This window comes from Streptomyces sp. NPDC001002 (assembly GCF_053599215.1).
In genome coordinates this window covers 34,762-56,715 of sequence record NZ_JBSFLV010000048.1, presented here as the reverse complement: position 1 = coordinate 56,715, position 21,954 = coordinate 34,762, and the positions used below count along the sequence as shown (strand labels likewise).

General features: G+C 71.4%; 18 protein-coding genes and 1 pseudogene. 9 read left to right on the top strand and 10 right to left on the bottom strand.

What is annotated here, in order from left to right:
- Positions 1-6: 6 nt before the first annotated feature.
- On the bottom strand, positions 7-1,191 hold the full coding sequence (locus ACWDR3_RS22675; RefSeq protein ID WP_450354333.1) for an MFS transporter: 1,185 nt from the start codon (positions 1,189-1,191) through the stop codon (positions 7-9).
- A 111-nt stretch (positions 1,192-1,302) separates the two neighbouring features.
- Here ACWDR3_RS22675 and ACWDR3_RS22670 point away from each other — a divergent pair, with 111 nt between their 5' ends.
- The 4 genes from ACWDR3_RS22670 to ACWDR3_RS22655 all read left to right on the top strand — a co-directional run bounded on the left by ACWDR3_RS22670 (position 1,303) and on the right by ACWDR3_RS22655 (position 5,361).
- Positions 1,303-2,040, top strand: coding sequence for an AraC family transcriptional regulator (locus tag ACWDR3_RS22670; RefSeq protein ID WP_450354332.1), 738 nt, complete (start codon positions 1,303-1,305; stop codon positions 2,038-2,040).
- 66 nt (positions 2,041-2,106) lie between these two features.
- Entirely contained in the window at positions 2,107-2,487 is a 381-nt protein-coding gene (locus ACWDR3_RS22665; protein WP_450354331.1) for a DoxX family protein, read from the top strand.
- A complete protein-coding gene (locus ACWDR3_RS22660) occupies positions 2,484-2,951 on the top strand; it encodes a peroxiredoxin (protein WP_401724724.1) in 468 nt (155 codons plus the stop codon). Before ACWDR3_RS22665 ends, ACWDR3_RS22660 begins: the two co-directional genes overlap by 4 nt.
- 76 nt (positions 2,952-3,027) lie before the next feature.
- Positions 3,028-5,361 (top strand): SpoIIE family protein phosphatase, encoded by a 2,334-nt coding sequence (locus ACWDR3_RS22655; protein ID WP_450354330.1) that lies wholly within the window; start codon positions 3,028-3,030, stop codon positions 5,359-5,361.
- 62 nt (positions 5,362-5,423) lie between these two features.
- Here ACWDR3_RS22655 and ACWDR3_RS22650 read toward each other — a convergent pair whose 3' ends face one another.
- Positions 5,424-5,858, bottom strand: coding sequence for a cupin domain-containing protein (locus ACWDR3_RS22650; protein ID WP_450354329.1), 435 nt, complete (start codon positions 5,856-5,858; stop codon positions 5,424-5,426).
- 122 nt (positions 5,859-5,980) lie between these two features.
- Positions 5,981-6,811, bottom strand: a complete 831-nt coding sequence (locus tag ACWDR3_RS22645) for an aldo/keto reductase (RefSeq protein ID WP_450354328.1) — start codon at positions 6,809-6,811, stop codon at positions 5,981-5,983.
- A 163-nt stretch (positions 6,812-6,974) separates the two neighbouring features.
- Here ACWDR3_RS22645 and ACWDR3_RS22640 point away from each other — a divergent pair, with 163 nt between their 5' ends.
- On the top strand, positions 6,975-8,045 hold the full coding sequence (locus tag ACWDR3_RS22640; protein ID WP_450354327.1) for a TauD/TfdA dioxygenase family protein: 1,071 nt from the start codon (positions 6,975-6,977) through the stop codon (positions 8,043-8,045).
- A gap of 36 nt (positions 8,046-8,081) precedes the next feature.
- Here the strand turns inward: ACWDR3_RS22640 and ACWDR3_RS22635 are convergent, their stop codons facing one another.
- Positions 8,082-9,110, bottom strand: coding sequence for an LLM class flavin-dependent oxidoreductase (locus ACWDR3_RS22635; RefSeq protein WP_450354326.1), 1,029 nt, complete (start codon positions 9,108-9,110; stop codon positions 8,082-8,084).
- Positions 9,111-9,253: 143 nt separating this feature from the next.
- Between ACWDR3_RS22635 and ACWDR3_RS22630 the strand changes: the two genes are divergently transcribed.
- Positions 9,254-11,533, top strand: a complete 2,280-nt coding sequence (locus tag ACWDR3_RS22630) for a zinc-dependent metalloprotease (RefSeq protein ID WP_450354325.1) — start codon at positions 9,254-9,256, stop codon at positions 11,531-11,533.
- A 458-nt stretch (positions 11,534-11,991) separates the two neighbouring features.
- On the opposite strand, the pseudogene ACWDR3_RS22625 reads toward ACWDR3_RS22630, so the two are convergent.
- From ACWDR3_RS22625 to ACWDR3_RS22615, 3 genes and pseudogenes are all read right to left on the bottom strand, one after another.
- A pseudogene (locus ACWDR3_RS22625) lies at positions 11,992-12,748 on the bottom strand (MHYT domain-containing protein); the annotation flags it as partial.
- Between the two features lie 133 nt (positions 12,749-12,881).
- Positions 12,882-13,670, bottom strand: a complete 789-nt coding sequence (locus tag ACWDR3_RS22620) for an ABC transporter permease (RefSeq protein ID WP_450354324.1) — start codon at positions 13,668-13,670, stop codon at positions 12,882-12,884.
- Positions 13,630-14,520, bottom strand: a complete 891-nt coding sequence (locus tag ACWDR3_RS22615; RefSeq protein WP_450354323.1) for an ABC transporter ATP-binding protein — start codon at positions 14,518-14,520, stop codon at positions 13,630-13,632. Before ACWDR3_RS22615 ends, ACWDR3_RS22620 begins: the two co-directional genes overlap by 41 nt.
- 74 nt (positions 14,521-14,594) lie before the next feature.
- On the opposite strand from ACWDR3_RS22615, the gene ACWDR3_RS22610 reads away from it, so the two are divergent.
- A complete protein-coding gene (locus tag ACWDR3_RS22610; RefSeq protein ID WP_450354322.1) occupies positions 14,595-15,242 on the top strand; it encodes a TetR/AcrR family transcriptional regulator in 648 nt (215 codons plus the stop codon).
- A gap of 38 nt (positions 15,243-15,280) precedes the next feature.
- Here ACWDR3_RS22610 and ACWDR3_RS22605 read toward each other — a convergent pair whose 3' ends face one another.
- Positions 15,281-16,306 (bottom strand): AsnC family transcriptional regulator, encoded by a 1,026-nt coding sequence (locus tag ACWDR3_RS22605; protein WP_450354321.1) that lies wholly within the window; start codon positions 16,304-16,306, stop codon positions 15,281-15,283.
- A gap of 115 nt (positions 16,307-16,421) precedes the next feature.
- On the opposite strand from ACWDR3_RS22605, the gene ACWDR3_RS22600 reads away from it, so the two are divergent.
- Both ACWDR3_RS22600 and ACWDR3_RS22595 read left to right on the top strand, forming a co-directional pair.
- Positions 16,422-17,999: an AbgT family transporter gene (locus ACWDR3_RS22600; protein ID WP_450354320.1), complete on the top strand. Its 1,578-nt coding sequence runs from the start codon at positions 16,422-16,424 to the stop codon at positions 17,997-17,999.
- Positions 18,000-18,053: 54 nt separating this feature from the next.
- Complete coding sequence (locus tag ACWDR3_RS22595) at positions 18,054-19,238, top strand: M20 family metallopeptidase (protein ID WP_450354319.1); 1,185 nt, start codon at positions 18,054-18,056, stop codon at positions 19,236-19,238.
- Positions 19,239-19,261: 23 nt separating this feature from the next.
- On the opposite strand, the gene ACWDR3_RS22590 is transcribed toward ACWDR3_RS22595, so the two are convergent.
- On the bottom strand, positions 19,262-20,482 hold the full coding sequence (locus ACWDR3_RS22590; RefSeq protein ID WP_450354318.1) for an FAD-dependent monooxygenase: 1,221 nt from the start codon (positions 20,480-20,482) through the stop codon (positions 19,262-19,264).
- The gene (locus ACWDR3_RS22585) at positions 20,479-21,876 is read right to left on the bottom strand and encodes an MFS transporter (RefSeq protein WP_450354317.1); all 1,398 of its coding nucleotides are present in this window, start codon (positions 21,874-21,876) and stop codon (positions 20,479-20,481) included. Before ACWDR3_RS22585 ends, ACWDR3_RS22590 begins: the two co-directional genes overlap by 4 nt.
- Between the last annotated feature and the right edge of the window lie 78 nt (positions 21,877-21,954).

Sequence of the window (21,954 nt, the reverse complement as noted above, 5' to 3'; positions counted from 1 at the left end):
TGACCCTCACACCTGCGTGGCGGACCGACGCGGCGCGACGGGCGCCGGCGTCGGGGGAGCCGGCTCGCGCAGACCGGCCAGCAGGAGCCCGCCCAGCGCGGGCAGCGCGATCAGCGGGAGCAGCGCCGTCTGCAGGGACGTGGCGTCGGCGAGCGCCCCGATGCCCGGTGTGGCGAGGCCCCCGACGCTCACGGTGAGGCCCAGCGTCACGCCGCTCGCGGTGCCCACGCGCCGGGGCAGATAGTCCTGGCCGAGAGTGACGTGCAGCGAGAAGGGGACGTACAGGCCCGCCGAGGCGAGCGCGACGAACAGGAAGACCGCCGGGCCCGGCACCAGGACCACCCCGGCGACGGCGAGGACGGTCACCACGTACGACCGCCGGACCACCGAGATGCGCCCGTACCGGTCGGCGAGCCGGCCCCCGGCCACCGTCCCCAGCGCGCCGCCCCCGTAGAGGACGAACAGGGCCGCTGTGCCGGCCAGTTCGCCGCCGCCGGTCCGCTGACGGACGTAGAGCGAGATGAACGCGCTCAGGCCGACGAAGACGATCGAGCGGCAGACGATCGCGCCCGTCAGACGCAGGAACGACGGCCAGTCGTCGGTGCCGGAGGCCTTCGTCCTACGGGCGGTTCCCGCCTCGCTCCGCGACGAGCGCACCGCCGCCGCGCACAGGGCCGCGCCCACGACCGCCGGGACGACCAGCAGGGGAGAGGCGTGCAGTCCGCCGGTGGCCACGACCGCCGCCACGAGCAGCGGCGCCGTCGCGAAGCCGACATTGCCGCCCAGCGAGAACCAGCCCATCCCCGTGTTGCCGCTCCCGGAGACCGCGCGGGCCGCCCGTGCCGCCTCCGGGTGATAGGCGGCGACGCCGATCCCGGACACGGCGACCGCCGCCAGGGTGAGTGCGTAGGAGTCGCCGATCCCGCACACGGCGACGCCCGTGCCGCCGATCAGGGCGCTGAGCGGGAGCAGCCACGGCATGGGCCAGCGGTCGGTGAGCGCGCCGAACAGCGGCTGGACCACCGAGGACAGGAGAGAGGCGGCCAGGACGATGCCCGAGGCGGCGGCATAGGTGTAGGCGCGTTCCGAGACGAAGTACGGCACGAGCGCGGCGACGGCCCCCTGATAGACGTCGACGCAGGCGTGACCGAGGGTCAGCAGGGTGAGGGGGCGGTTTCGGTTGGTGGACACCTTTCGATCGTCCCGACCTTGCGGTGTGGCCCGCTTCCGATAATCTGCCTGATTGTGTCGAACCTCCGCCAAGACCCGGATCGGGACGCCCGCCAGGACCCTCAGCTCCCCGTGCACCACTTGCCGAAGGCGTCCACGCACGCACGGAGCCTGGCCGCCGGCGAGATCATCGACGCCCACCGGCACGACGAGCACCAGATCGTGTACGCCGGCTCGGGCGTCCTGGCCGTCACCACCGACGCCGGAACCTGGTTCGCCCCGGGGACCCGCGCCCTCTGGGTCCCGGCGGGCACCGTGCACGCGCACCGCGCCCACGGACACCTCGACCTGCATCTGGTCGGGCTGCCCGCCGACGACAACCCGCTCGGCCTCGACGCCCCGACCGTGCTCGCCGTCAGCCCGCTGCTGCGCGAGCTGATCCTCGCCTACACCCGCGACCCCGACGCCGACACCCCGGAACGCGACCGTCTCCTCGCCGTTCTGCGCGACCAGCTCCGCGCCTCACCGCAGCAGCCGATGCGGCTGCCCACGCCGAGTGATCCGCGGCTGGCCGCCGTGTGCGAGATCGTCCACGCGGACCCGGCCGACCCCCGCACCCTCGCCGCGCTCGGCGCCGCGACCGGAGCCGGCGAACGCACCCTCAGCCGGCTGTTCCGCCGCGAGTTCGGCATGACCTTCCCGCAGTGGCGCACCCAGTCCCGGCTCTACCACGCCCTGCGCATGCTGGCCGACGACACCCCCGTCACCACGGTTGCCCACCGCTGCGGCTGGTCCTCCACCAGCGCCTTCATCGACGTCTTCCACCGCTCCTTCGGCTACACCCCGGGCACCCACAACCGCCGCGGCTAGGCACCGCCGACACCGCTCCTCTTACCCTCCGGTAACATCGCCCGGCAGGACTCCAGAGGAGGAACCGTGTCCCGGTCCCCACGCTCGCCCCTGCTGCTCGCCGGCCTGATGGCCGCCGCAGGTGTCACCCACTTCGCCGCGCCACGCCCCTACGACATGATCGTCCCGAAGTCGCTGCCGGGTGCGCCCAGGACCTGGACGTACGCCAGCGGCGCGGTCGAACTCGCCCTCGCCGCAGGCCTGTTGGCGCCGCGCACCCGCAGGACCGCGGCGCTCGCCACCGCCGCGCTCTTCGTCGGGGTGTTCCCTGCGAACGTGAAGATGGCCGTGGACTGGCGGCACCGCCCCGCCCCGCTCAAGGCGGCGGCGATCGGCCGGCTGCCGCTCCAAGTGCCCCTCGTACTATGGGCGCGCAGTGTGGCCAAGAACGCGGAGGGACAATCGTGAGCGACCGCCTGAACGTCGGCGACAAGATCGAGGACTTCGAGCTGCCGGACGAGACGGGGACGCCACGGACCCTGTCCGACCTGCTCGCCGACGGACCGATCGTGCTGTTCTTCTACCCGGCCGCCCTCTCCGCGGGCTGCACCGCGGAGGCCTGCCACTTCCGGGATCTGGCAGCCGAGTTCGCCGCCGTCGGCGCACGGCCCGTGGGGATCAGCGGCGACTCGGTCGAACGGCAGCAGGAGTTCGCCGGCAAACACACTCTCGGCATGCCGCTGCTGTCCGACGTGGACGGCACGATCCGGGAGCTGTTCGGCGTGAAGCGCGGCTTCACCATGGTGCCGACAAAGCGGGCCACCTTCGTCATCGCCCAGGACCGTACCGTTCTGGAGATCGTGCGCAGCGAACTGCGGATGAACACCCACGCGGACCGGGCGCTCGCCGCCCTGCGCGCGCACAAGGCGTGACGCCGCCGAAGCGGAGGGCCTCGCCGGTCCTCCGTTTCGGTTGTACCGGTGGGACAAAGCAACCATCCTGAGGGATATGGAGCACGCGTCCGCGGCTGCGGCGATCGTCGATGCCCGAGGCATGGTGACGGGGTGGAGCGAGGGTGCCCGGTTGCTGACGGGTTACTCCGCCGAGGAAGCCGTGGGGCGGCCGGCGCGGGAGCTGCTCGCCGAGGAACCCTCGCCCGAGGCCGTGGCCGCGCTGAGCGGGACGGTCGTGCTCCGGCATCGCGACGGTTCGCCGGTGCGGATCGCGCTCAGGGCGTGTGCCGTGCTCGGCGAGGGCGGCGCACCCGGCGGCCACGTGATCACGGCAGAGTCCCCGGTGTCTGCGACCTTGGCCGACCGGGCCTTCGAGCAGGCGTCCATGTCGATGTCCGTCTTCGACACCAGCCAGCGCTATCTGCGGCTCAACGGCATCGCCTGCCAGGTCATGGGAGTACCGCAGGAGGCCCTGCTCGGCCGGCCCTTCCCCGAGACCGTCGAGGACGCCGAGCACAGCCGGGGATTCCTGAGCCATCTGCGCGAGGTCGCCGAGACCGGCAGCCCGGTCCGCTACGAGAGCTACACCGGCGAGCCGTCCGGCAACCGCGAGCACTCCTGGAACATGGAGATGTGGCCCGTACGGGACCCGTCGGGCGAGCTGACGGCGGTCGCCCTCGCGGCCTTCGACAGCAGCGAGCAGTACCGGGCCCGGCAGCGGCTGGCCCTGCTGAACGAGGCGGCGACCTCCATCGGCACCACCCTGGACGTGGTCCGCACCGCCGAGGAACTGGTGGAACTCCTCGTGCCCCGGTACGCCGACTTCGCCAGCGTCGATCTGCTCGACTGGGTCCTCGGCGCGGACGAACCCCCCGAGGTGCCCGACGGCGAGGTCGTGCTGCGGCGAGTCGCCCACGGCTCGGTCACCGAGGGCACCCCCGAGGCCGTCGTGCACCTGGGCGAGGCGGACGTCCATCCCGCCGCCTCACCGCCCGTGCGGGCACTGCGGGAGGGACGGGCGGTGATCAGCCAGGCGGGAGAACCGGAGTTCGTGGGCTGGGTCGCCCAGCGCAACGCGCAGGCCCCCGCCGGACAGCGGTACCGCGAGGGCGTCCACTCGATGCTCGCGGTGCCCCTGCGCGCCCGCGGCACCACGCTGGGCGTCGCCGTCGGCGTACGCATCGGCCACCCCGACGACTACGTGGCCGACGACGGCGTCCTGGCCGAGGAGCTCGCGAGCCGGGCCGCCGTCTGCGTCGACAACGCCCGCCGGTTCGCCCGCGAGCGCACCATCGCGCTGGCCCTCCAGCACAGCCTGCTGCCCAGGGGCCTGCCCGGACAGGCGGCAGTCGAGGTGGCCCACCGCTATCTGCCCTCCGGATCACTGGCAGGCATCGGCGGTGACTGGTTCGACGTGATCCCGCTGTCCGGCAGCCGGGTCGCCCTGGTCGTCGGCGATGTCGTCGGCCACGGCATCGCCTCCTCGGCCACCATGGGCCGCCTGTGCACGGCCGTGCGCACCCTTGCCGACGTGGACCTCCCGCCGGACGAACTGCTGACCCACCTCGACGACCTGGTCACCCACCTCGGCTCGGACGAGGCGGGCGACGAGGTCGCCGAGCTCGGCGCCACCTGTCTCTACGCCGTCTACGATCCGGTGTCGCGCCGCCTCACCCTCGCCGCCGCCGGCCATCCGCCGCCCGCGGTCCTGCTGCCCGACGGCACCGCGCAGCTCGTGGAGATGACCGCGGGACCGCCGCTCGGCGTCGGCGGTCTGCCCTTCGAATCGGTCGAGCTGGAGCTGCCCGAGGGCTCGGTCGTCGCCCTCTACACGGACGGCCTGATCGAGGACCGCGACCGCGACGTCGACCACGCCACCGCGGAACTGTGCCGCGCGCTCAGCGCCCGCACCGACACCCTCGACACCCTCTGCGACACCGTCCTGAAGGCCGTCCTGCCGGAGGAACCCGGCGACGACGTGGCCCTCCTCGTCGCCCGCACCCGCGCGCTCGGCGCGGACCGGATCGCCACCTGGGACATCGAGCCGGACCCCGCCCAGGTTGCCGCCGCCCGGCAGGCCGCCACCGAACAGCTGACGGCCTGGGGCCTGGACGAGGCGGCCTTCGTCACCGAACTCGTCGTCAGCGAACTGGTCACCAACGCGATCCGGTACGGCACACCGCCCGTCCAGCTCCGCCTGATCCGCGACCGCACCCTCATCTGCGAGGTCTCCGACGGCAGTTCCACCTCACCGCACCTGCGCCGGGCGCACGCCTTCGACGAGGGCGGGCGCGGACTGCTGCTGGTCGCCCAGCTCACCCAGCGCTGGGGCAGCCGGCAGACCGGCAGCGGCAAGACGATCTGGGCCGAACAGCCGCTGCCCGACTGATCATTGACCGAATGGTCGTTGGCCGATTGGTCATCCCCCGACCGAGCCATCGGCCGACGTGATCATTCGAACGAGCAGCCCGGGTTCGGCACGTCCTCCGAGAAGGGCGCACCGTGCGGCAGGACGTAGAGCACGTCCAGCACCAGCGGCTTGGTGCCCTCGTTGCGGCCGATGTGCACATCGCTCGGGCCCCCCGGCTCACGGACGGTGCTGCCCTTGCGGTACACACCGTCCTGGGCGCAGTCCGAGTGGTAGTGGGTGAGCGTGCCCTGCTGTACGAAGCCGTAGACCGGGCCGTCGTGGTAGTGCCAGCCGGTGGCCTGGCCCGGCGGAACGGTGATCTCCCGCAGGACGTAGTCGGTGTCCCCGACGGTGGTCTGGCTGATCAGCCGCGCGGTCACCCCCGGGCCCGGAGGGGTGGCGCCGGCGGAGCCGCAGGTCAGGACAGTGCCGGAGACGACTGCCCCGACGACGGCGGTACGGAGCGCGTTGCGCATGCGGAGGCCTTCCAGGACGAGGGACGAAGATCGGGTACCGCCGTGAACATAGGGGCCCGGAACGGTGGTTGGGGCCCGAATGATCGAAGTCGGCGTGGAATCGGCGGTACCGCCCCCGCGGTTCAGAACTCCTCGTGCACCTCCGGGTCTCCGCCCAGACGCCGGTGTGCGCGGTCGGCGACGGCCCGCATCTGGGCCTCGCCCAGGGTGAACCCGAAGATGTCGAGGTTCTCGCGCTGCCGCTCGGGGTTGGCCGACTTCGGGATCGGGACCGCGCCCAACTGCGTGTGCCAGCGCAGCACCACTTGGCCGGGCGTCACGCCGAAGGCCTCGGCGATCGTGATGATCACCGGGTCTTCGAGCAGGCTCGAACCTCGGCCGAGCGGGCTCCAGCTCTCGGTGACGATGCCCTTGGCGGTGCCGAAGGCGCGCAGCTCCTCCTGCGGGAAGAACGGGTGCAGCTCGATCTGGTTCACGGACGGCAGGACGCCGGTCTCCTTCTCCAGGCGGTCGATGTGCTCCGGCGTGAAGTTCGAGACGCCGATCGAGCGGACCAGTCCGTCCTCACGGAGCTTGATCATGGCGCGCCAGGAGTCGACGTACTTGTCGACGCGGGGCAGCGGCCAGTGGATCAGGTACAGGTCCACGTACTCCAGGCCGAGGCGGCGCCGGGACTCCTCGAAGGATGTGAGCGTCTCCTCGTAGCCGTGGTGGCGTCCCGGCAGCTTCGTCGTCACCACCACCTCCTCGCGGGGGACACCGCTGCGGGAGACACCGAGGCCCACTCCGGACTCGTTGCGGTAGTTGGTGGCCGTGTCGACCAGGCGGTAGCCCAGGCCGAGGGCCTCGGAGACGGCGCGTTCCGCCTCGGCGTCGCTCATCGGCCAGGTACCGAGGCCGACGGCGGGGAGCGTGGTGCCGTCGTTGAGCGTGTGCGTCGGGATGCTGATCACCGTGGGGCCTTTCCTCGACTGTGTCGTACGCCCACCCTTACGGATGTGGCGTACAACGATCAACCGGACGGCGGTGGTCCGCCCCGGCAGAGGTACCGTCGCCAGGCGCGACAAAGGCTGTCACGATCTTTCTGGGAGCCGACGGACGACCATCGGAGCACGCATGACGTCAGGGCGGGACATGGCGGGACAGGCCGCGAAGATCGGGGCCGCGAGGGCCGGGGCCCCGGGAATCGAAGCCGCTGAGGTCAGAGCCGCGCAGAGCAGGGCCCCAGCGGCAGGAGCCGCCGAGATCGAGGCCGGCGGGATCGAGGTGCGTCCGGTCGCCGGGCACATCGGTGCCGAGATCAGCGGTGTCGATCTGGCCGGTGAGCTGGACGACGCCGTGGTCGCCGCGATCCGGGCGGCGGTGCTGCGCTGGAAGGTGGTGTTCTTCCGGGGGCAGCGGCTGGACCATGCGGGGCATGTCGCCTTCGCGCGGCGGTTCGGGCAGCCCGTGGTCCTGGGCAGGCGCGGTGGCGCCTCGCCGCCGGACTTTCCCGAGGTGGAGACCACCGCCGACCGGCTGGAGCTGGGCGGGAAGTTCGGGATGGAGCACGACGAGTGGCTGCAGCGCCGTCGGCACACGCTGCTCCGCGGCTGGCACTGCGACCACGGCGCCCGCGTCGACCCGCCCGCGGCGACGATCCTCCGCGCCGAGACCGTACCGCCCTACGGCGGCGACACGACCTGGTCGAACCTCGCCGCCGCGTACGCCGGACTCTCCGGCCCCGTACGGGAGTTCGTGGCCGGACTGCGGGCCGAGCACCGGCTGGGCGTCGGGTATCAGCCGAGGCCCGGTGACGACTCGTACGTACGTCATCTGCTGGACCACCAGGTCGCGTCCGTGCACCCGTTGGTGCGCGTCCACCCCGAGACGGGCGAGCGGGTGCTCTTCGTCAACGGCTACTACCTGGAGCAGATCGCGGACGTCTCCCGCCCGGAGAGCGCCGCGATCCTCGACATGCTCCTCGATCAGGCGACCCGGCCGGAGTACACGGTCCGGTTCCGCTGGGAGCCGGGCAGCGTGGCCTTCTGGGACAACCGGGCCACCATCCACCTCGCCCCCAGCGACAACGCCCACCTCGGCCACCCCCGGATCATGCACCGGGTGATGCTCACCGGTGACGTGCCCGTCGGCGTGGACGGCAGGCCGTCCACACCGGTGGTGGGCACGGAGCCGGGCCGCTGGTGAGGTGATGGCGAGCGGGATGGGTCGCCGGCCGATCGGTTACCCGGCGGGCCGCCAGCCCAGCGCCGGGCCCAGCTTCGTCGCCATGTCGGTCAGGATCTGTACGTAGTCCTCGTGCTCGAAGGTGAACGGCAGCGCGAACGCCACCTCGTCGATCTCGCGGAACGCGGCGTGCGCGTGCAGTTGTTCGGCGATCTCCTCGGAGGTGCCGACGATGTCTGGCGCGAACAGCAGCCGCGCCGGGCCCTGCGGTGACGTGGTGCGCGGGGTGCGCTTGGCCACGAACTCCTCGTACTTCGCGCGCTGTTCGGGCGAGGCGGAGTCGGTGGGGATGACGACGAGGCCGTGCGAGACGCGGGCCGCGTCGCCGTCCGGGTGGTGGGCGCGGAAGGCCCGGATGAGGGAGAGCTGGATCTCGGCGAAGTCCCAAGGCCCCTCCGGTGCCTCGGCCTTGACGACGCTGCTCGTGAGGAAGTTCATCCCGTTCTCGCCGGCCCACCGCGCCGAGCCCAGGCTGCCGCCGCCGTACCAGAGGCGCCGGCCGAGGCCGGGAGAGTGCGGCTGCACCCGGTCCGAGAACACCTCGAAGCCCTCGACGCCGCCCGAGTCGGTGGCCGGCTTGCCGCGGACGAAGTCCACGAACCTGCGCACCCGCTCGTAGCTGAAGTCCTCGGCGTCGGCCGTGTCCGGGTAGAGCGCCTCCTTGACCCGGTCGAAGTGCATCGGCGGGCCGACGCTGACGCCCGGGTTCACGCGCCCGCCGGACAGGATGTCGACCGTCGCCAGATCCTCCGCGAGGCGGAGCGGGTTCTCCCAGCCGAGCGGGGTGACGGCAGTGCCCAGCTCGATGCGGCGGGTGCGCTGCGAGGCGGCGGCCATGATCGCGACGGGGGAGGAGATGCCGTACTGCAGATGACGGTGGCGCAGCCACGCGCTGTCGAAGCCGAGCTGCTCGCCCAGTTCGATGATCTCCAGCGTGGACTCGTGGCCCTTGCGCGGATCGGCCTCGTCGAACAGGCCGATGGTCAGGAAGCCCAGCTTGCGCAAGGGGCGTGAGGTCGGCGGCACGGGCTCCTCCGTCGTTCTTCGATCATGTCCGGACGGCAGTGCCAACCGGATCTCCCTGCCAAGTGTTCCCGCTCTTCCCGCCCGGCGCCGGGCGAACCGCGCCTGAAAGGATCACGCCGAGACCTCTCTGCGAAAGGGCACGCATGCCGGCCGACTTCATCGACCTCGTCACCGACGCCGAACTCCCGGACGACCGGCTGCTCCTGGGCATCCGCAACTTCGACGAGCCCTTCCTGCTGACCGTCTCCCTCTCCCAGGGGCTCGGCTCCAGCGAGCTGTGGCTGGACCGGGGCCGGGCGGGCAAGGCGAGACTCGCGGAGTTCCGGCGGGCCGGTGACCGGGTCCTGTTCGTCGTCCGCAACAAGCACTTCCTGACCTCGGGCGACGAGGCCGCCGTGCGCGCGGGCCAGGAGTCCTTCGCGATGTCCGTGGTGTGGAGCGGCCCGGTGCTGCGCGAGGAGAACGGCGCGGCCGTCGTGGACGCGACCGGCCTCGTCCTCGCCGACCACGACCGGATCGCCGAGCACCTGCACGAGAAGGACCAGGGGGAGTACGCCGTCGACGAGTCGCTGAGCCTCCCGCTCGTCGCCGACAGCCGCACCGGCCCCACCGGCGTCCGGCTGCCGGCGCTCCTCACCCTCCGCGGTCCCGGCCGCGGCGCCGCGCTCCGGGCGGTCGCCGCCGATCCGCGTGCCGTGACGGTCGTCCAGCAGCTCAACCTGATCCGGCTGCCCGCCGACCCGATGCCGGTACGCCGCTTCCACCCCGCCTCTGGCGGCTACGGCGTCGGATACGCCGACCACGGCCGCGTCGGACTGGCCGACACGCAGGTCAAGGTCCAGCCCCGCTTCCGCGTCGGCCCGGGCACCGACCCCATCGTGTTCCAGGTCGACCCGGCCGTCCCCGAGCCCTTCCGATCGGCCGTGATCGAGGGCGGCAACTGGTGGCGGGAGGCGTTTGCGGCGATCGGCTTGCCCGACGCCTACCGCGTCGAGGCGGGCGGAGCCGACTTCGACCCCTACGAACCGGGCGTCAACGGCGTGGTGTGGGTGCACCGCGCGGGCCGCGGCTGGTCCCTCGGGCAGGGGCTGACCGACCCGCGCACCGGCGAGATCCTGCACGCCCGGGTCCGCCTCGGCTCCCAGCGCGTCGAGCAGGTCCGCGCGCTGGGCGAGGCTCTGCTGGCCCCCTACGGCCGCCCCGACGAGGCCGAACGCCTCGCCGCCGTCGAGGAGTTGGTCCTCGCCCGACTGCGCCACCTCGCCACGCACGAGATCGGCCACGCCCTGGGCTTCATGCACAACTTCGCCAGTACGACCCACCCGAAGCCCTCCGTCATGGACTACCCGCACGCCCGGGTCCAGGTCGGCGGGGACGGCCGCGTCGATCTCTCCGCCGCGTACACGACGGGACTCGGACCGTGGGACCACTTCCTAGTCGCCCACGCCTACGGGCAGTTCGCGGACGAGACCGCCGAACTCGCCCGGCTGCGGCGGGATTCCGCCGGGCTGGCCTATGTCTCCGACGACGACGGACAGGGACCGGACGTCGCCCATGCAGACGGCGTGCCCTGGGTGACGGCCGAACACCCGCTCCAGGCCCTGGAGACGATGACACGCGTCCGCCGCGTCGCCCTCGACGGGTTCTCACGCGGGGTACTGCCACCCGAGCGGCAGACCGGTGAACTGGAGGAACGGTTCGCGCTGTTGTACCTCCTGCACCGGCACGAGGTCGCCGCGGTGGCGCGGCTGGTCGGGGGAGTGCGGTACGCGTACGGCATCGCGGGGGACGGGCTCGATGCGCGCCGGGGTACGGAAGTTGTCGACGCCGCCACTCAGCAGCGGGCGCTCGCCCGGCTGGTCTCGCTCCTGCGCGTCGAGCAACTCGCCCTGCCCGACGCCGTGTTGGATACCCTCACCCCGCCCGCCATCCGCTACGGACGCACCGACCAGTACCTCGACACGGGCGCGGGCCGGATCTTCGACCCCCTCGGCGCGGTCGCCGTCGCCGTCACCCTCGTCACCGAACAGCTCCTGGAACCGGCCAGGTTGAACCGCCTCGCCTGGCAGCACGCCGACGACCCCGACGTGCCTGGCATCACCGAAGTGGTCGACGCGCTCCTCGCCACCACCTGGCGCCGCATCGATCCGGTCCCGGCGGAGACGCGTGGCGGTGAGGCGGTGCGGGACACGGCCGAGTGGACGCTCCTCAACCATCTGCTGACCGTGGCCGAGGACGGCACCCTGCACGCCATCGCCCGCACGGAACTGCGCGCCGCCCTGCGCCGGTTCGCCGAGGAGGCGGGCCGACGGGACGACGACGGCGCGCGTGAGGCCGCCGACCTGATCGGCCGCTTCCTGTCCGACCCCGACTCGGTGCGGCTCGATCCACTGCCGCGGGTGCCGCCGGGCGCGCCGAACTGACCTTGCGGGGTGGCGAGATGGTTGCGCCGACCGACCGCTGGGCCGGACCGCCTACCACTCCTGGGCGCGCGGCGGGGCCGGGCGAGGCGCCTGTTGCGGGGGACCGTAGGGTCCCTGCGGAGGAGCGGCGGGCGGTCCTTGCCGTCGTGCGGTCGTGGGCGTCGCCGGTTTGGGCGTGGACGTCGTCCGGATCGGTTGCGGGGGCCGCACCGCGCCGTTCCCGGTGGGTTCCTGGGGACGCCGGGGCTCGGCTCGGGACGCATCCCGGCGCCGTCCTCCCGAAGCATCGCCCCGGGAAGTGTCCCGAGGCTGCCGGGACGTGGCTGTCTGTGCGTCCGGGCGCTGCCGGCCCGCTGTGGTGGACCCGTCGAGGAAGGTGCCGCGTGAGCGCGTACCGGCGCCGGCGGCCGGGTCACCCGCACCGGACGTCTTCGTGGCCGGGTGCCGGGACGAGGCGGACGCGTTCCGGTTCCACTCGCCGTCGCCGAGCACCAGCAGCGGGTCGAACATGACCACCACGCCGGCCAGCAGCAGGAAGACCGCCGGTCCCAGCAGCATCGGGAGCAGCAGTGAGGTGGGCGAGTCGCCCGAGTAGGAGCCGTTGCCGTTGTTGTGCACATGGACGGCCACGGCGGCCATGCCCGTGTAGTGCATGCCCGACACCGCGATGCCCATGATCAGACTGGCCCCGAGGCTCGTCAGGAAACCCCGGATGGAGACGGCCGCCCAGAGCGCGGCGGTCGCCGCGACGATCGCGATCAGCACGGACAGACCGACCGTGACCACGTCGTACCGGATGTCCCCATTGAGCTGCATGGCCGCCATGCCGAGGTAGTGCATCGCGGCGACACCGAGCCCGGTGATGACACCGGCGACCGCCAGCGTCGTCCGGCCGGCGCCCAGATAGCCGACGATGAACACACCGATGGCGACCACGACGATCGCCACGAACAGGCTCAGCACGGTCAGGCCCACGTTGTAGCGGATCCCGGTCTCCTCGACCTGGAAACCGAGCATCGCGATGAAGTGCATGGTCCAGATGCCGCAGCCGATGGACGCGGCGCCGAGCGCCAGCCAACCGGGCTTCCAGGACTCCTCGTTGAGCAGGGAGCGGACGATGCACCGCAGCCCCAGCGCCCCTCCCAGGCAGGCCATCAAATAGGCCGCCACCGGGGTCACCGCACCATAGCGGAACCCGTCGATCGTGCCGTTCATGCGCCAACTCCCCCCAGAGCAAAGGCACCTCGTGGGTGAAGAGTTGCGGTCACGGGCCGTTAAAGCAAGCCCTTCCTCGCGGTTCGCTGTGAACTCTCGGACACCAGCAGTCGACCTGGGCCGCACGACGGGCCTAGAGCGCGACCAGCCGAGCGCTGTTGCCCCGCAGGCGCACCGAGGCCAAAGCGCCGCAGACGACCGCCGTGCCGAGAAGCGTGCCGCAGGCCGTCCCGACGGTGTGCGTGCCGCCGGTGAGGGCCGCGTGCAGGCCTCGGGTCGCCCAGTAGCCGGGGGACGCGGGCGCCACGTCCGACACCCAGGCCGGCAGGACGCTGAGCGGGACGAGCGCGCCACCGACACTGCTCAGCAGCATGCCGCCGACGTCGTAGGCGGCGGACAACTCGCCCATGCTGCGCACCAGGACTCCGAGCAGCGCGCCGAGTCCGAGCAGGGTGCAGCTCCAGCACAGCAGCACGCTCAGCAGCAGGAACGGGTGCGGAACGGACAGCCCGAAGACACCCGTGCCGAAGCCGACGATCAGCAACTGCTGGGCGAGCAGCGCCGCGAAGACAGGGAGGGCCTTGCCGGCGAGCATCTCGGCGGGGTGCAGCGGTGTGCCGCGCAGCCGGTCCCAGGTGTGGGCGAGCCGTTCGGTGAGGATCGCGCTGCCGGAGATGCTCAGCGCGAGCAGCGAGAAGGTGACCAGGGTGCCGACGACGGCCTGTTCGGTGCCGGCCGTCCGGCCCTGCGCGGCCAGGTAGAGCGGACGCAGCAGGGTGATGAACACCAGCGGCAGGATCATCCGGCTCAGCAGTGGGCCGGGTTCGCGCAGCATCAGCAGCGCGTTGTGGCGTACGAGGACGCTCACGCGGGCGGCGGACTCACGCGGCTGCATCGTGCGGCTCCGGGTCGGTCGGGGCATGCTGTCGCTCCGTGGTTTCGAGGGACCGGTAGAGGTCGTCCAGGCTCGGGCGGCGGATGTCGACGGAGGAGGGTGTGCGGCCGGCGGCGAGCAGGGCGGCGAGATCGGCGCCGGGATCCGTGGTCGGCAGCCGTAGCTCGGCTTCGGCCGGATCGGCGAACGCGACCCTGAGCTCGCCGGGGAGGTGGCGGGTGAGCTCTTCCTGGGTGCCGCGTGCGATGACCCGCCCGGCCCGTGCGAGGGCCAATGTGGCGTCGAGGTCGACCAGTTCGGGCAGGTAGTGGGTCGTGTAGACCACGGCGGCACCGGCCTCGGCGCGGGACCTGACGGCGGTCAGCAGGGCCGCTCGCGTCTCCGGATCGGCCCCGGCGGTCGGCTCGTCGAGCAGCAGCAACGGCGGGGACCCGACCATGGCGGTGGCGGCCTGGACGCGGCGACGCTGTCCGCCGGAGAGCACGCCCACGGTCCGCTCCGTGAGAGCTGTCAGGTGCAACTCCTCCAGGACACGGGCGATCTCGGCGTCCCGGCGCCGTCCGCGCAGCCCTGCCAGTCCGGCGTACAGCCGCAGGTTCTCCCGCACGCTGACACCGCCGTACAGGGCCAACTCCTGCGGAGCCACGCCGAGCAGCCGCCGCGCGTCCCGGCCGGCCCGCAGCGCGTCGTGCGGCCCGACGTGGAGCCGGCCCGCGTCGGGACGCACGAGACCGCTGACGATCTCGACGAAGGTGGTCTTGCCGGCGCCGTTGTGCCCGATCAGGCCGACGATCTCACCGGGCGCGACCGACAGGTCGAAGCCGTCGAGCGCAGGCCGCCGGCCGTAGCGCTTCACCAGTCCGTCCGCGACGAGCATCTGCCCTCCAGGTACCAGCGATGTATCCGAAACGACGCGTGCGTATACGCCGTATACGTCTACACTGTAGACCTATGAGTGGCAGACGGGAAGAGATTCTGGACGCGGCGCTGGCCGTCGCCGACGAGCACGGCCTCGACGCGGTCTCCATGCGCGCGCTGGCCGAGCGCGTCGGCGTGACGCCGATGGCGTTGTACCGGCACGTCAAGGACAAGGCGGAGCTCCTCGACGGCATGGTCGGCCGTCTGCTCGCCGCGCTGCTGCGGTCGGGCGCGGTCGAGGACCTGCCCTGGGACGAGCGACTCAACGCCCTCGCGTACGCCGTCCGGGAGGTGACCGGGCGACACCCCTGGGCCGCGCAACTCCTGTTCTCCCGCCCGGCCGTCACGCCGGACGCCGTGCGAGCGGTGGACATCATCTATGTCGCCCTCATCGAAGCGGGCGTCCCGGAATCCGAAGTGCCCCGCCTGGAACGCCTGGTGAGCACCTTCGTGATCGGTTTCGCCGCCTCCGAGGCCTCGGGCCGTTTCTCGCCGGGAGCCGTGGACCCGCGCGGCCGCCGCGGCCAACTCCCGGACGGCGAACTCCCCGGCCACACCAGGCTCGGACCCTGGCTGGACCTGCCGGTGGACCTCACCGCCGAGTTCGAGGCCGACCTGGACGACATCCGGCGGCTGGTCGTGGCGGCGGCACGGCCGAAGGGGGCGGGCAGCGGGCTGTGACGGCCGGCTGAAGGGTGTTCAGCCGGCGCCGTCGCGGACTAAAGCAGCGTCGGTGCGTGGAACGCGCCGAGGCCCGAGGCCGGGTCGCGGTCCAGCCAGTAGCGGCGCGGTTCGGTGAGCATGACGTCGACGCTGACGGCGAGGAGGCCGGGGATGCCGGCCAGCTCGTGGTCGACGAAGCGCGCCAGGGCGGAGCGGTCGGCGACCAGGCCGGTGGCGAGCACGGACATGTCGCTGGCGACGTGGGCGGCGAGCCGGGTCTGGGGGAGCTGGTCGATGCGGCGCATCACGTCGGGGGTCTCACCCGGAGCCACGCGCAGGCGGAGGATGAAGGACGTCTGGAAGCCCAGCCATTCCGACACGATCTCCAGGCGCGGCTTCACCCACTCCTCGTCCAGGACCCGGCGGACGACGCGGTGCGCGGTGGAGGTGGCCAGGCCTGCGGCCCGGGCGATGCTCGCGGCGGACGCGCGGCTGTCCTGAAGGAGTTGGGCGACGACGATGCGTTCGCTCTCGCTGAGCGGTTTCGCGGGCGGTGTCACGGTCGCGGTGCCCTCGGGGCGGGCGCCGGTGAGCTTCAGCAGGTCGGCGCGCTCGGTCTCCGTGAGGAACTGGGGGTCCCACGTTCTGCCCCGGCGCAGGGTGCTGAGCGCGGGCAGCGCGTTGACGCGGCGGACGCCGGGGACGGAGAACATCCGGTCGATCGCCTCGCTGGTGGCCGCCTCGGACGGGGCGTGCACGACGGCGTAGAGCGGGTAGTCGCCCGAGATCTGTGCCAGCAACTGGAGGTGGGGCAGGTCGCGGAGTCGGTGGAGGACGGCGAGCGGGGTCTCACCGGTGATGTCCAGGAACACGTGGACGGGCATCGCCGTGGAGTGGATGCCCCAGTCGGCCTGTCCGATCACGCGGACCATCCGCGCCTCGTGCAGCCGGTCGTAACGGCGTTTGAGCGTGCTGGCGTCGGCGGCGAGGATCTCGCCGATGTCGTCCCAGGTGGCCCGGGGTGCCAGGTGGAGCGCGCCGATGAGGCGCCGGTCGAGCTCGTCGAGGAGAGGACGGGTCATGGTGCTCCACTTTAGGGTGCCGTTTAATCCCACTGTTACATACGAGATATAGAGAATCTCTCACTCGGATGCCATTGTTCGCAGGAACGTCCCCCCAATGCACGAAGAGGTACCGATGAGTGTCACCTCCGCTCAGCCTCAACCGCAGCCCCAGCCCCCTTCGCAGCCGACCGAGCCGGAGTCGAGAGCCCTGCGCCTCGCGTTCCGGAGCTTCGCGGCGATCGAGAAGGTCGGCAACAAACTCCCCAACCCGTTCTGGCTGTTCTGGATCCTCGCGGGGGTCGTGATCGTCCTCAGCGCGGTACTGGCGGCGGCTGGAGTCAGCACCGTGCACCCCGGGACGCACGAGGCCATCAAGGTGCAGAGCCTGCTCAGCAAGGCCGGCCTGACGACGATGATCGAGGGGGCCGTCGACAACTTCGCGACCTTCCCGCCGCTGGCCACCATCCTCATCGTGGGCTTCGGCATCGCCGTCGCCGAGGCCAGCGGGCTGTTCACGACCATGCTGCGCCGCATGGTCGCGCGCGTGCCGGGCAAGTACCTCACCTTCGCGCTGTCGATGACCGCGATGGTCGCCCACGTGGCGGGCGATGCCGCGTACGTCACCCTCATCCCGCTCGGCGCGCTCATCTACCGCGCCGCCGGCCGCAGTCCGGTGCTCGGCTGCATCGTCGCCTACGTCTCCATCTCCGCCGGTTACGACGCCTCCCCGGCGATCACCACCACCGACGTACTGCTGTCGTCGATCTCCACCGCCGCGGCCCACACCATCGACGCGGACTACGTCGTCACCCCGGTCGCGAACTACTTCTTCGCGCTCGCCTCGTCGGTCCTGGTGGCCCTGGTGATCACACTCGTCGTCGACAAGGTCATCGCCAAGCGCTCCGACCTCGACCCCGACGAGCCGATCACCGCGCTGAGCGCCGAGGAACTGAAGGCCGTCGAGGTCACCGAGGAGCAGCGGCGCGCGCTGCGGACGACCGGCCTGGTCGCGCTCGGCTTCGTCGCGATCCTGGCGGCGGCCCTCGTCCCGGCGTCCTCGCCCCTGCGCGGCCCGGGCGGGTCCATCGTCGAATCCCCGCTGATCACGGGCATGTCGCTGGTGCTCTTCCTGTTCTTCACCCTGCTCGGCTGGGTCTACGGCCGGATGACCGGCACCTTCCGGGCCCCGCGCGACATCGTCGACGGGCTGGTCGAGGGCACGCGCACCTACGCCCCGATCCTCGTTCTCTTCTTCGCGATCTCGCAGTTCCTCGCCTACTTCAAGTGGACGAACATCGGCAACGTCATCGCCATCGAGGGCGCGCAGACCCTCAAGGACATGCACCTGGGCGGCTGGACCGTGCTGGTCGGCATCGCCGTACTGATCACCTTCATGAACCTGGTCATCACCAGCGGCTCCGCGCTGTGGGCGCTGGCCGCGCCCATCCTCGTGCCCATGCTGATGCTCATCGGCATCGAGCCCGAGACCACCCAGGCCGTCTACCGCGTCGCCGACTCGGTCACCAACTGCGTGACCCCGATGAGCCCGTACTTCGCGATGGCCCTTGGCTTCATCCAGCAGCACAAGAAGTCCGCGGGCATCGGCACCCTGGCCTCCTTCACGATCCCGATCGCCGCCGTCGTGTGGGTCGTCTGGGTCGCGTTCTTCGTGGCCTGGTACCTGCTCGGCATCCCCTTCGGCGTCGGCTGATCCCGCACGCCAGTAACAGAGCCGCCCTAACGCATCCCTACGAGAAAGCAGACCATGACCGCTTCACCCGCAGCCGCCACCCTCACCGCCCGCGCCCAGGACGTCTCGTCGGGGATCGTCGACGACATCCTGACCCTCGTCCGCCACGAGACCGGCAGTTACGACCTTCCCGGCCTCGCGAGCGGACTGGACCTCCTGCGTGAGCTGACCGTCCGGCGACTCGGCCGGCCCGACCTCGAACAGCGCCACCCGGGCGGCGAATGCGGCGACACCCTCACGCTGACCTACGCCGGCACCGGCGCCGGTCATGTCGCGCTCGTGGGCCACTACGACACCGTGTGGCCGACCGGCACTCTGGCTGGGTGGGAGCAGCCGGGGCCGTCCGACGACGGGCGGGACAGGCTCAGCGGGCCCGGCATCTTCGACATGAAGACCGGCCTGGCGCAAGGAATTTGGGCCCTGAAGCTGGCCCGGGAGAGCGGTGTGCCGCTGCCCACCGTCACCTTCCTCTTCAACGGTGACGAGGAGATCGGGTCCCTGTCCTCCCGGCCGGTGATCGAGGAGGTCGCACGGCAGGCCGACGTCACGCTGGTGCTGGAGCCGAGCGCCCATGGCGCGGTCAAGACCGCCCGCAAGGGCACCGGGATCTTCCAGGTCACCGCCACCGGAGTGGAGGCGCACGCCGGGCTCGCGCCGCAGGACGGGGCGAGTGCGATCACCGCGCTGTCCGAGTTCGTGGTCGCCGCCGTGAAGGTCGCCGCCCCCGAGAAGGGCACCACGATCAACACCGGCCTCTTCAAGGGCGGTTCGGCGATCAACGTCGTCGCCGGGCAGGCCACCGCGGGCGTCGACATCCGGGTCAGCAGCCAGGCCGAACAGGACCGTGTCGACGCGGAGTTCGACGCCATCGTGGTGAGCGACCCGCGTGTCCGCATCGAGATCGACCACGCTTGGAACCGACCGCCGATGACGCTCAACGCCGCCTCCGTCCCCCTGCTCGACCTCGCGCGCGCGGTCGCCCGCGAACAGAGCCGCGACGCTCTGCGCGACACCGCGGTCGGCGGCGCCAGTGACGCGAACTTCGTCGCCGCACTCGGCCTGCCCGTGCTCTGCGGCATGGGCGCCGTCGGCGACGGAGCCCATGCGCAGGGAGAGTTCATCTACCCGGACACCGTGCCCGCGCAGACCGCGCTGGTCGCCGGAATGCTGGAGCGACTGGCGCAGCCGCTGCGGACCTGAGCCCCGTGGGGGCCTCCCGCAGATCAGCTCGCGGGGACGAGTTCGGGCAGGGTGAGCGCCGAGTGGGCCGGCCGTCCCTCCGCGGCCGGCATGGTGCTGAGCTTGCGCAGCATGTCGTTGCGCTGTTCCAGGGCCCGGGCGGTGGTGGGGAAGAGCGTGGCGTCTCCCTTGCCGATCAACTCCTGGTTCGCGGTCACGAATTCACGGGTGTCGTGCTCATAGGCGGCGAAGCCCGCTGCCGCGTCCCGGTCGGCCAGGGAAGCGGCGAGCATGTACGCGCCGACGAGAGCGAGGCTGGAGCCCTGTCCGGTGAGGAAGGAAGGCGCGTACGCGGCGTCGCCCACCAGCGCGACCCTGCCCTTGGACCAACGAGGCATCCGGATCTGGCTGACCACGTCGAAGAACAGGTCCTCCGCGTCACGCATGGCGGCGATCATGCCCGGAACCTCCCATCCCGCGTCGGCGAAGACCCCCGTCACCAGGTCCCGTTGGGCATTCGGGTCACGGAACGCGCTGAACGGTGGTTCCGGGCGGGCGAAGTTGAGGATGCCGTGGACTTCGTCGCTGTCGCCCACGGCGTAGAGAGCCGCGGCTCGGCCCGGGGTGTTCCACATCATGACCTCGTGGGAGAGCCCGAGGGTGTTGCGCATGGTGAACCCGGCGAAGCAGTACCCGAGATAGCGATGAAACTGCTCTTCAGGGCCGAACAGGAACTCTCGGGTACGTGAGTGCAGACCGTCCGCGCCGAACACCATGTCGAACGTACGACTTCCGCCCCCGCGGAAGGTGACGTCGACCCCGTGGTCCGACTGGTCGAGGGTGTCGATGGAGTCGTTGAACAAGAACTCCACGTCGTCACGGACCGCCGCGTGGAGAGCGTCGGACAGATCCCCGCGCCGCACCTCCAGATCCTGCCCCGCGACGCTGCCGGCGACGGCATGAGGGCTGACCGATGCCACCTTGCCGCCGTCCGCGTCGAGAAAGGTGATCCGGCGCAAGTCGACGTGCAGGTCCTGGAGTCGGGGCAGGATCCCCATCCTCCGCACGACCTCCAGTGCGGTGCCGCGCACGTCGATGGGATAGCCGCCGCTACGGGGTGAGTCCGCCTTCTCCACCACCGTGACCGCGAATCCGTGGCGGTTCAGCCAGTACGCGAGGGCAGGGCCCGCGATGCTGGCCCCCGAGATCAGGACCTTGCGCCGCGGTGCGGTGTGCCGGTCTGCCAACTGATCGGTGCGGGTCATGACTTGACTCCTTTGTTCAGGGTGCGGACGACGAGCAGGGACAGTGCGGTGACCGCGCCGGCGATGACGAAGCCGGTGACGAAGGCCGATTCGGCCGGGTCGTCCATCCCGGGGCGGGTTCCGGCGGTGAGGAAGGCGCCGCTGACCTGCGCGCCCGCGGCGAAGCCGATCACGCGCGTCACCAGGACGAGGCTGGTGGCGGTGCCGGTGTTGCCGTGATCGACGGACGTGGCGGTCCTGACGACCATCGCCGTGACGCAGACACCGCTGGCCAGCGCGATCAGCGCCTTGCCGACGACCAGGTGCCAGACCGCGGAGTGCTGGAACGCGAGGGCGACCAGCGTGGCCGTCATGACGCCGATCCCGGTCGCGACCACGGCACTTGAGCCGAAACGACGTGCCGCGATCCCGCCGAGCGGCCCGCTGACCGCCGCCATGACGGCGCCGGGCAGCAGGTACCGCCCGATGTCGGTGGAGCTCGCCCCGAAGCCGTAGCCGTCGGCGGACACCGCGAAGAGTTGCGGTACGAGATACATCGCCACCGCGGTGCCCACGCAGACGGCGAACGTGATCACGTACGAGCTCCAAATGGCGGGCTTCGCCAGCAGGTTGAGATCGACCATCGGCGAGGATGACCGGCGTTCGACGTAGGTCCATCCGGTCACGAACAGGGCCAGGAGCACGACGAGGGCACCGAGTGCGAGTGGTTGGCTGCCGGCGCTGGGCGCGAGCGCGAGCCCGAACATGAGGGTGAGCAGAATGCCGCTCAGGAGGGCCAGGCCGGGCCAGTCGATCCTGGCGCCCGACCGGGCCGGCGGGTCGTCCGGCATCAGCCGGTGGACGAGCAGGGTCGCCACGACGATCGCGAGCGTCGGTATCGCGAACATCCAGTGCCGGGACAGGTTTTCCGCGATGGGCCCGGCGATCAGTGTGCCGAGCATCCCGCCGCCGACGAACAGCCCGCTGACCGTGCCGATGGCCACCTGGGACTCGCCCGGTGTGAGGTGCTTGCGGACGAGGATGAACGAGAGGGGCATCGCCCCGACCATCGCGCCTTCGAGTACCTGACCGAGCAGCAGCACCGGCAGGTTCGGTGCCAGCGCGGACACCAGACCACCGGCCGAGACCACCGCCATCAGCCGGAGCATCACCCGTTTCCCGCCGTAGCGGTCGCCGAGGTTGCCCGCGACCGGCGTGACGAGGGCACCGGTGATGAGCATCGTGATGCTGAGTAACGCCCCTTGGGCGGGGCTCATGGACAACTCTCGCTGCAGCAGCGGGAGCGTCGGTGTCACCACCGACTCAAGGGTTCCGGTGGCGGCTGCCAGCATGCCCAGCGCCCAGACGGCGGCCTTCCCGACGCGGACCGGGGGAGCGGACAGGGTTGTGGTCATGAACGTCCTTCCTTCGATGGTGGCCGAGCAACCATGATTACACTACACCGTGCAGTGTAGTTGAGTTAGAGTGAGGCC

Excerpts from the sequence above, each read along its gene's own strand:
- ACWDR3_RS22650 (WP_450354329.1), bottom strand. The coding sequence starts at position 5,858 with ATGCGCAACGCGCTCCGTACCGCCGTCGTCGGGGCAGTCGTCTCCGGC.
- ACWDR3_RS22630 (WP_450354325.1), top strand. The coding sequence starts at position 9,254 with ATGCCGGCCGACTTCATCGACCTCGTCACCGACGCCGAACTCCCGGAC.
- ACWDR3_RS22605 (WP_450354321.1), bottom strand. The coding sequence starts at position 16,306 with ATGACCCGTCCTCTCCTCGACGAGCTCGACCGGCGCCTCATCGGCGCG.
- ACWDR3_RS22600 (WP_450354320.1), top strand. The coding sequence starts at position 16,422 with ATGAGTGTCACCTCCGCTCAGCCTCAACCGCAGCCCCAGCCCCCTTCG.
- ACWDR3_RS22610 (WP_450354322.1), top strand. The coding sequence starts at position 14,595 with ATGAGTGGCAGACGGGAAGAGATTCTGGACGCGGCGCTGGCCGTCGCC.
- ACWDR3_RS22615 (WP_450354323.1), bottom strand. The coding sequence starts at position 14,520 with ATGCTCGTCGCGGACGGACTGGTGAAGCGCTACGGCCGGCGGCCTGCG.
- ACWDR3_RS22585 (WP_450354317.1), bottom strand. The coding sequence starts at position 21,876 with ATGACCACAACCCTGTCCGCTCCCCCGGTCCGCGTCGGGAAGGCCGCC.
- ACWDR3_RS22640 (WP_450354327.1), top strand. The coding sequence starts at position 6,975 with ATGACGTCAGGGCGGGACATGGCGGGACAGGCCGCGAAGATCGGGGCC.
- ACWDR3_RS22620 (WP_450354324.1), bottom strand. The coding sequence starts at position 13,670 with ATGCCCCGACCGACCCGGAGCCGCACGATGCAGCCGCGTGAGTCCGCC.
- ACWDR3_RS22655 (WP_450354330.1), top strand. The coding sequence starts at position 3,028 with ATGGAGCACGCGTCCGCGGCTGCGGCGATCGTCGATGCCCGAGGCATG.
- ACWDR3_RS22595 (WP_450354319.1), top strand. The coding sequence starts at position 18,054 with ATGACCGCTTCACCCGCAGCCGCCACCCTCACCGCCCGCGCCCAGGAC.
- ACWDR3_RS22590 (WP_450354318.1), bottom strand. The coding sequence starts at position 20,482 with ATGACCCGCACCGATCAGTTGGCAGACCGGCACACCGCACCGCGGCGC.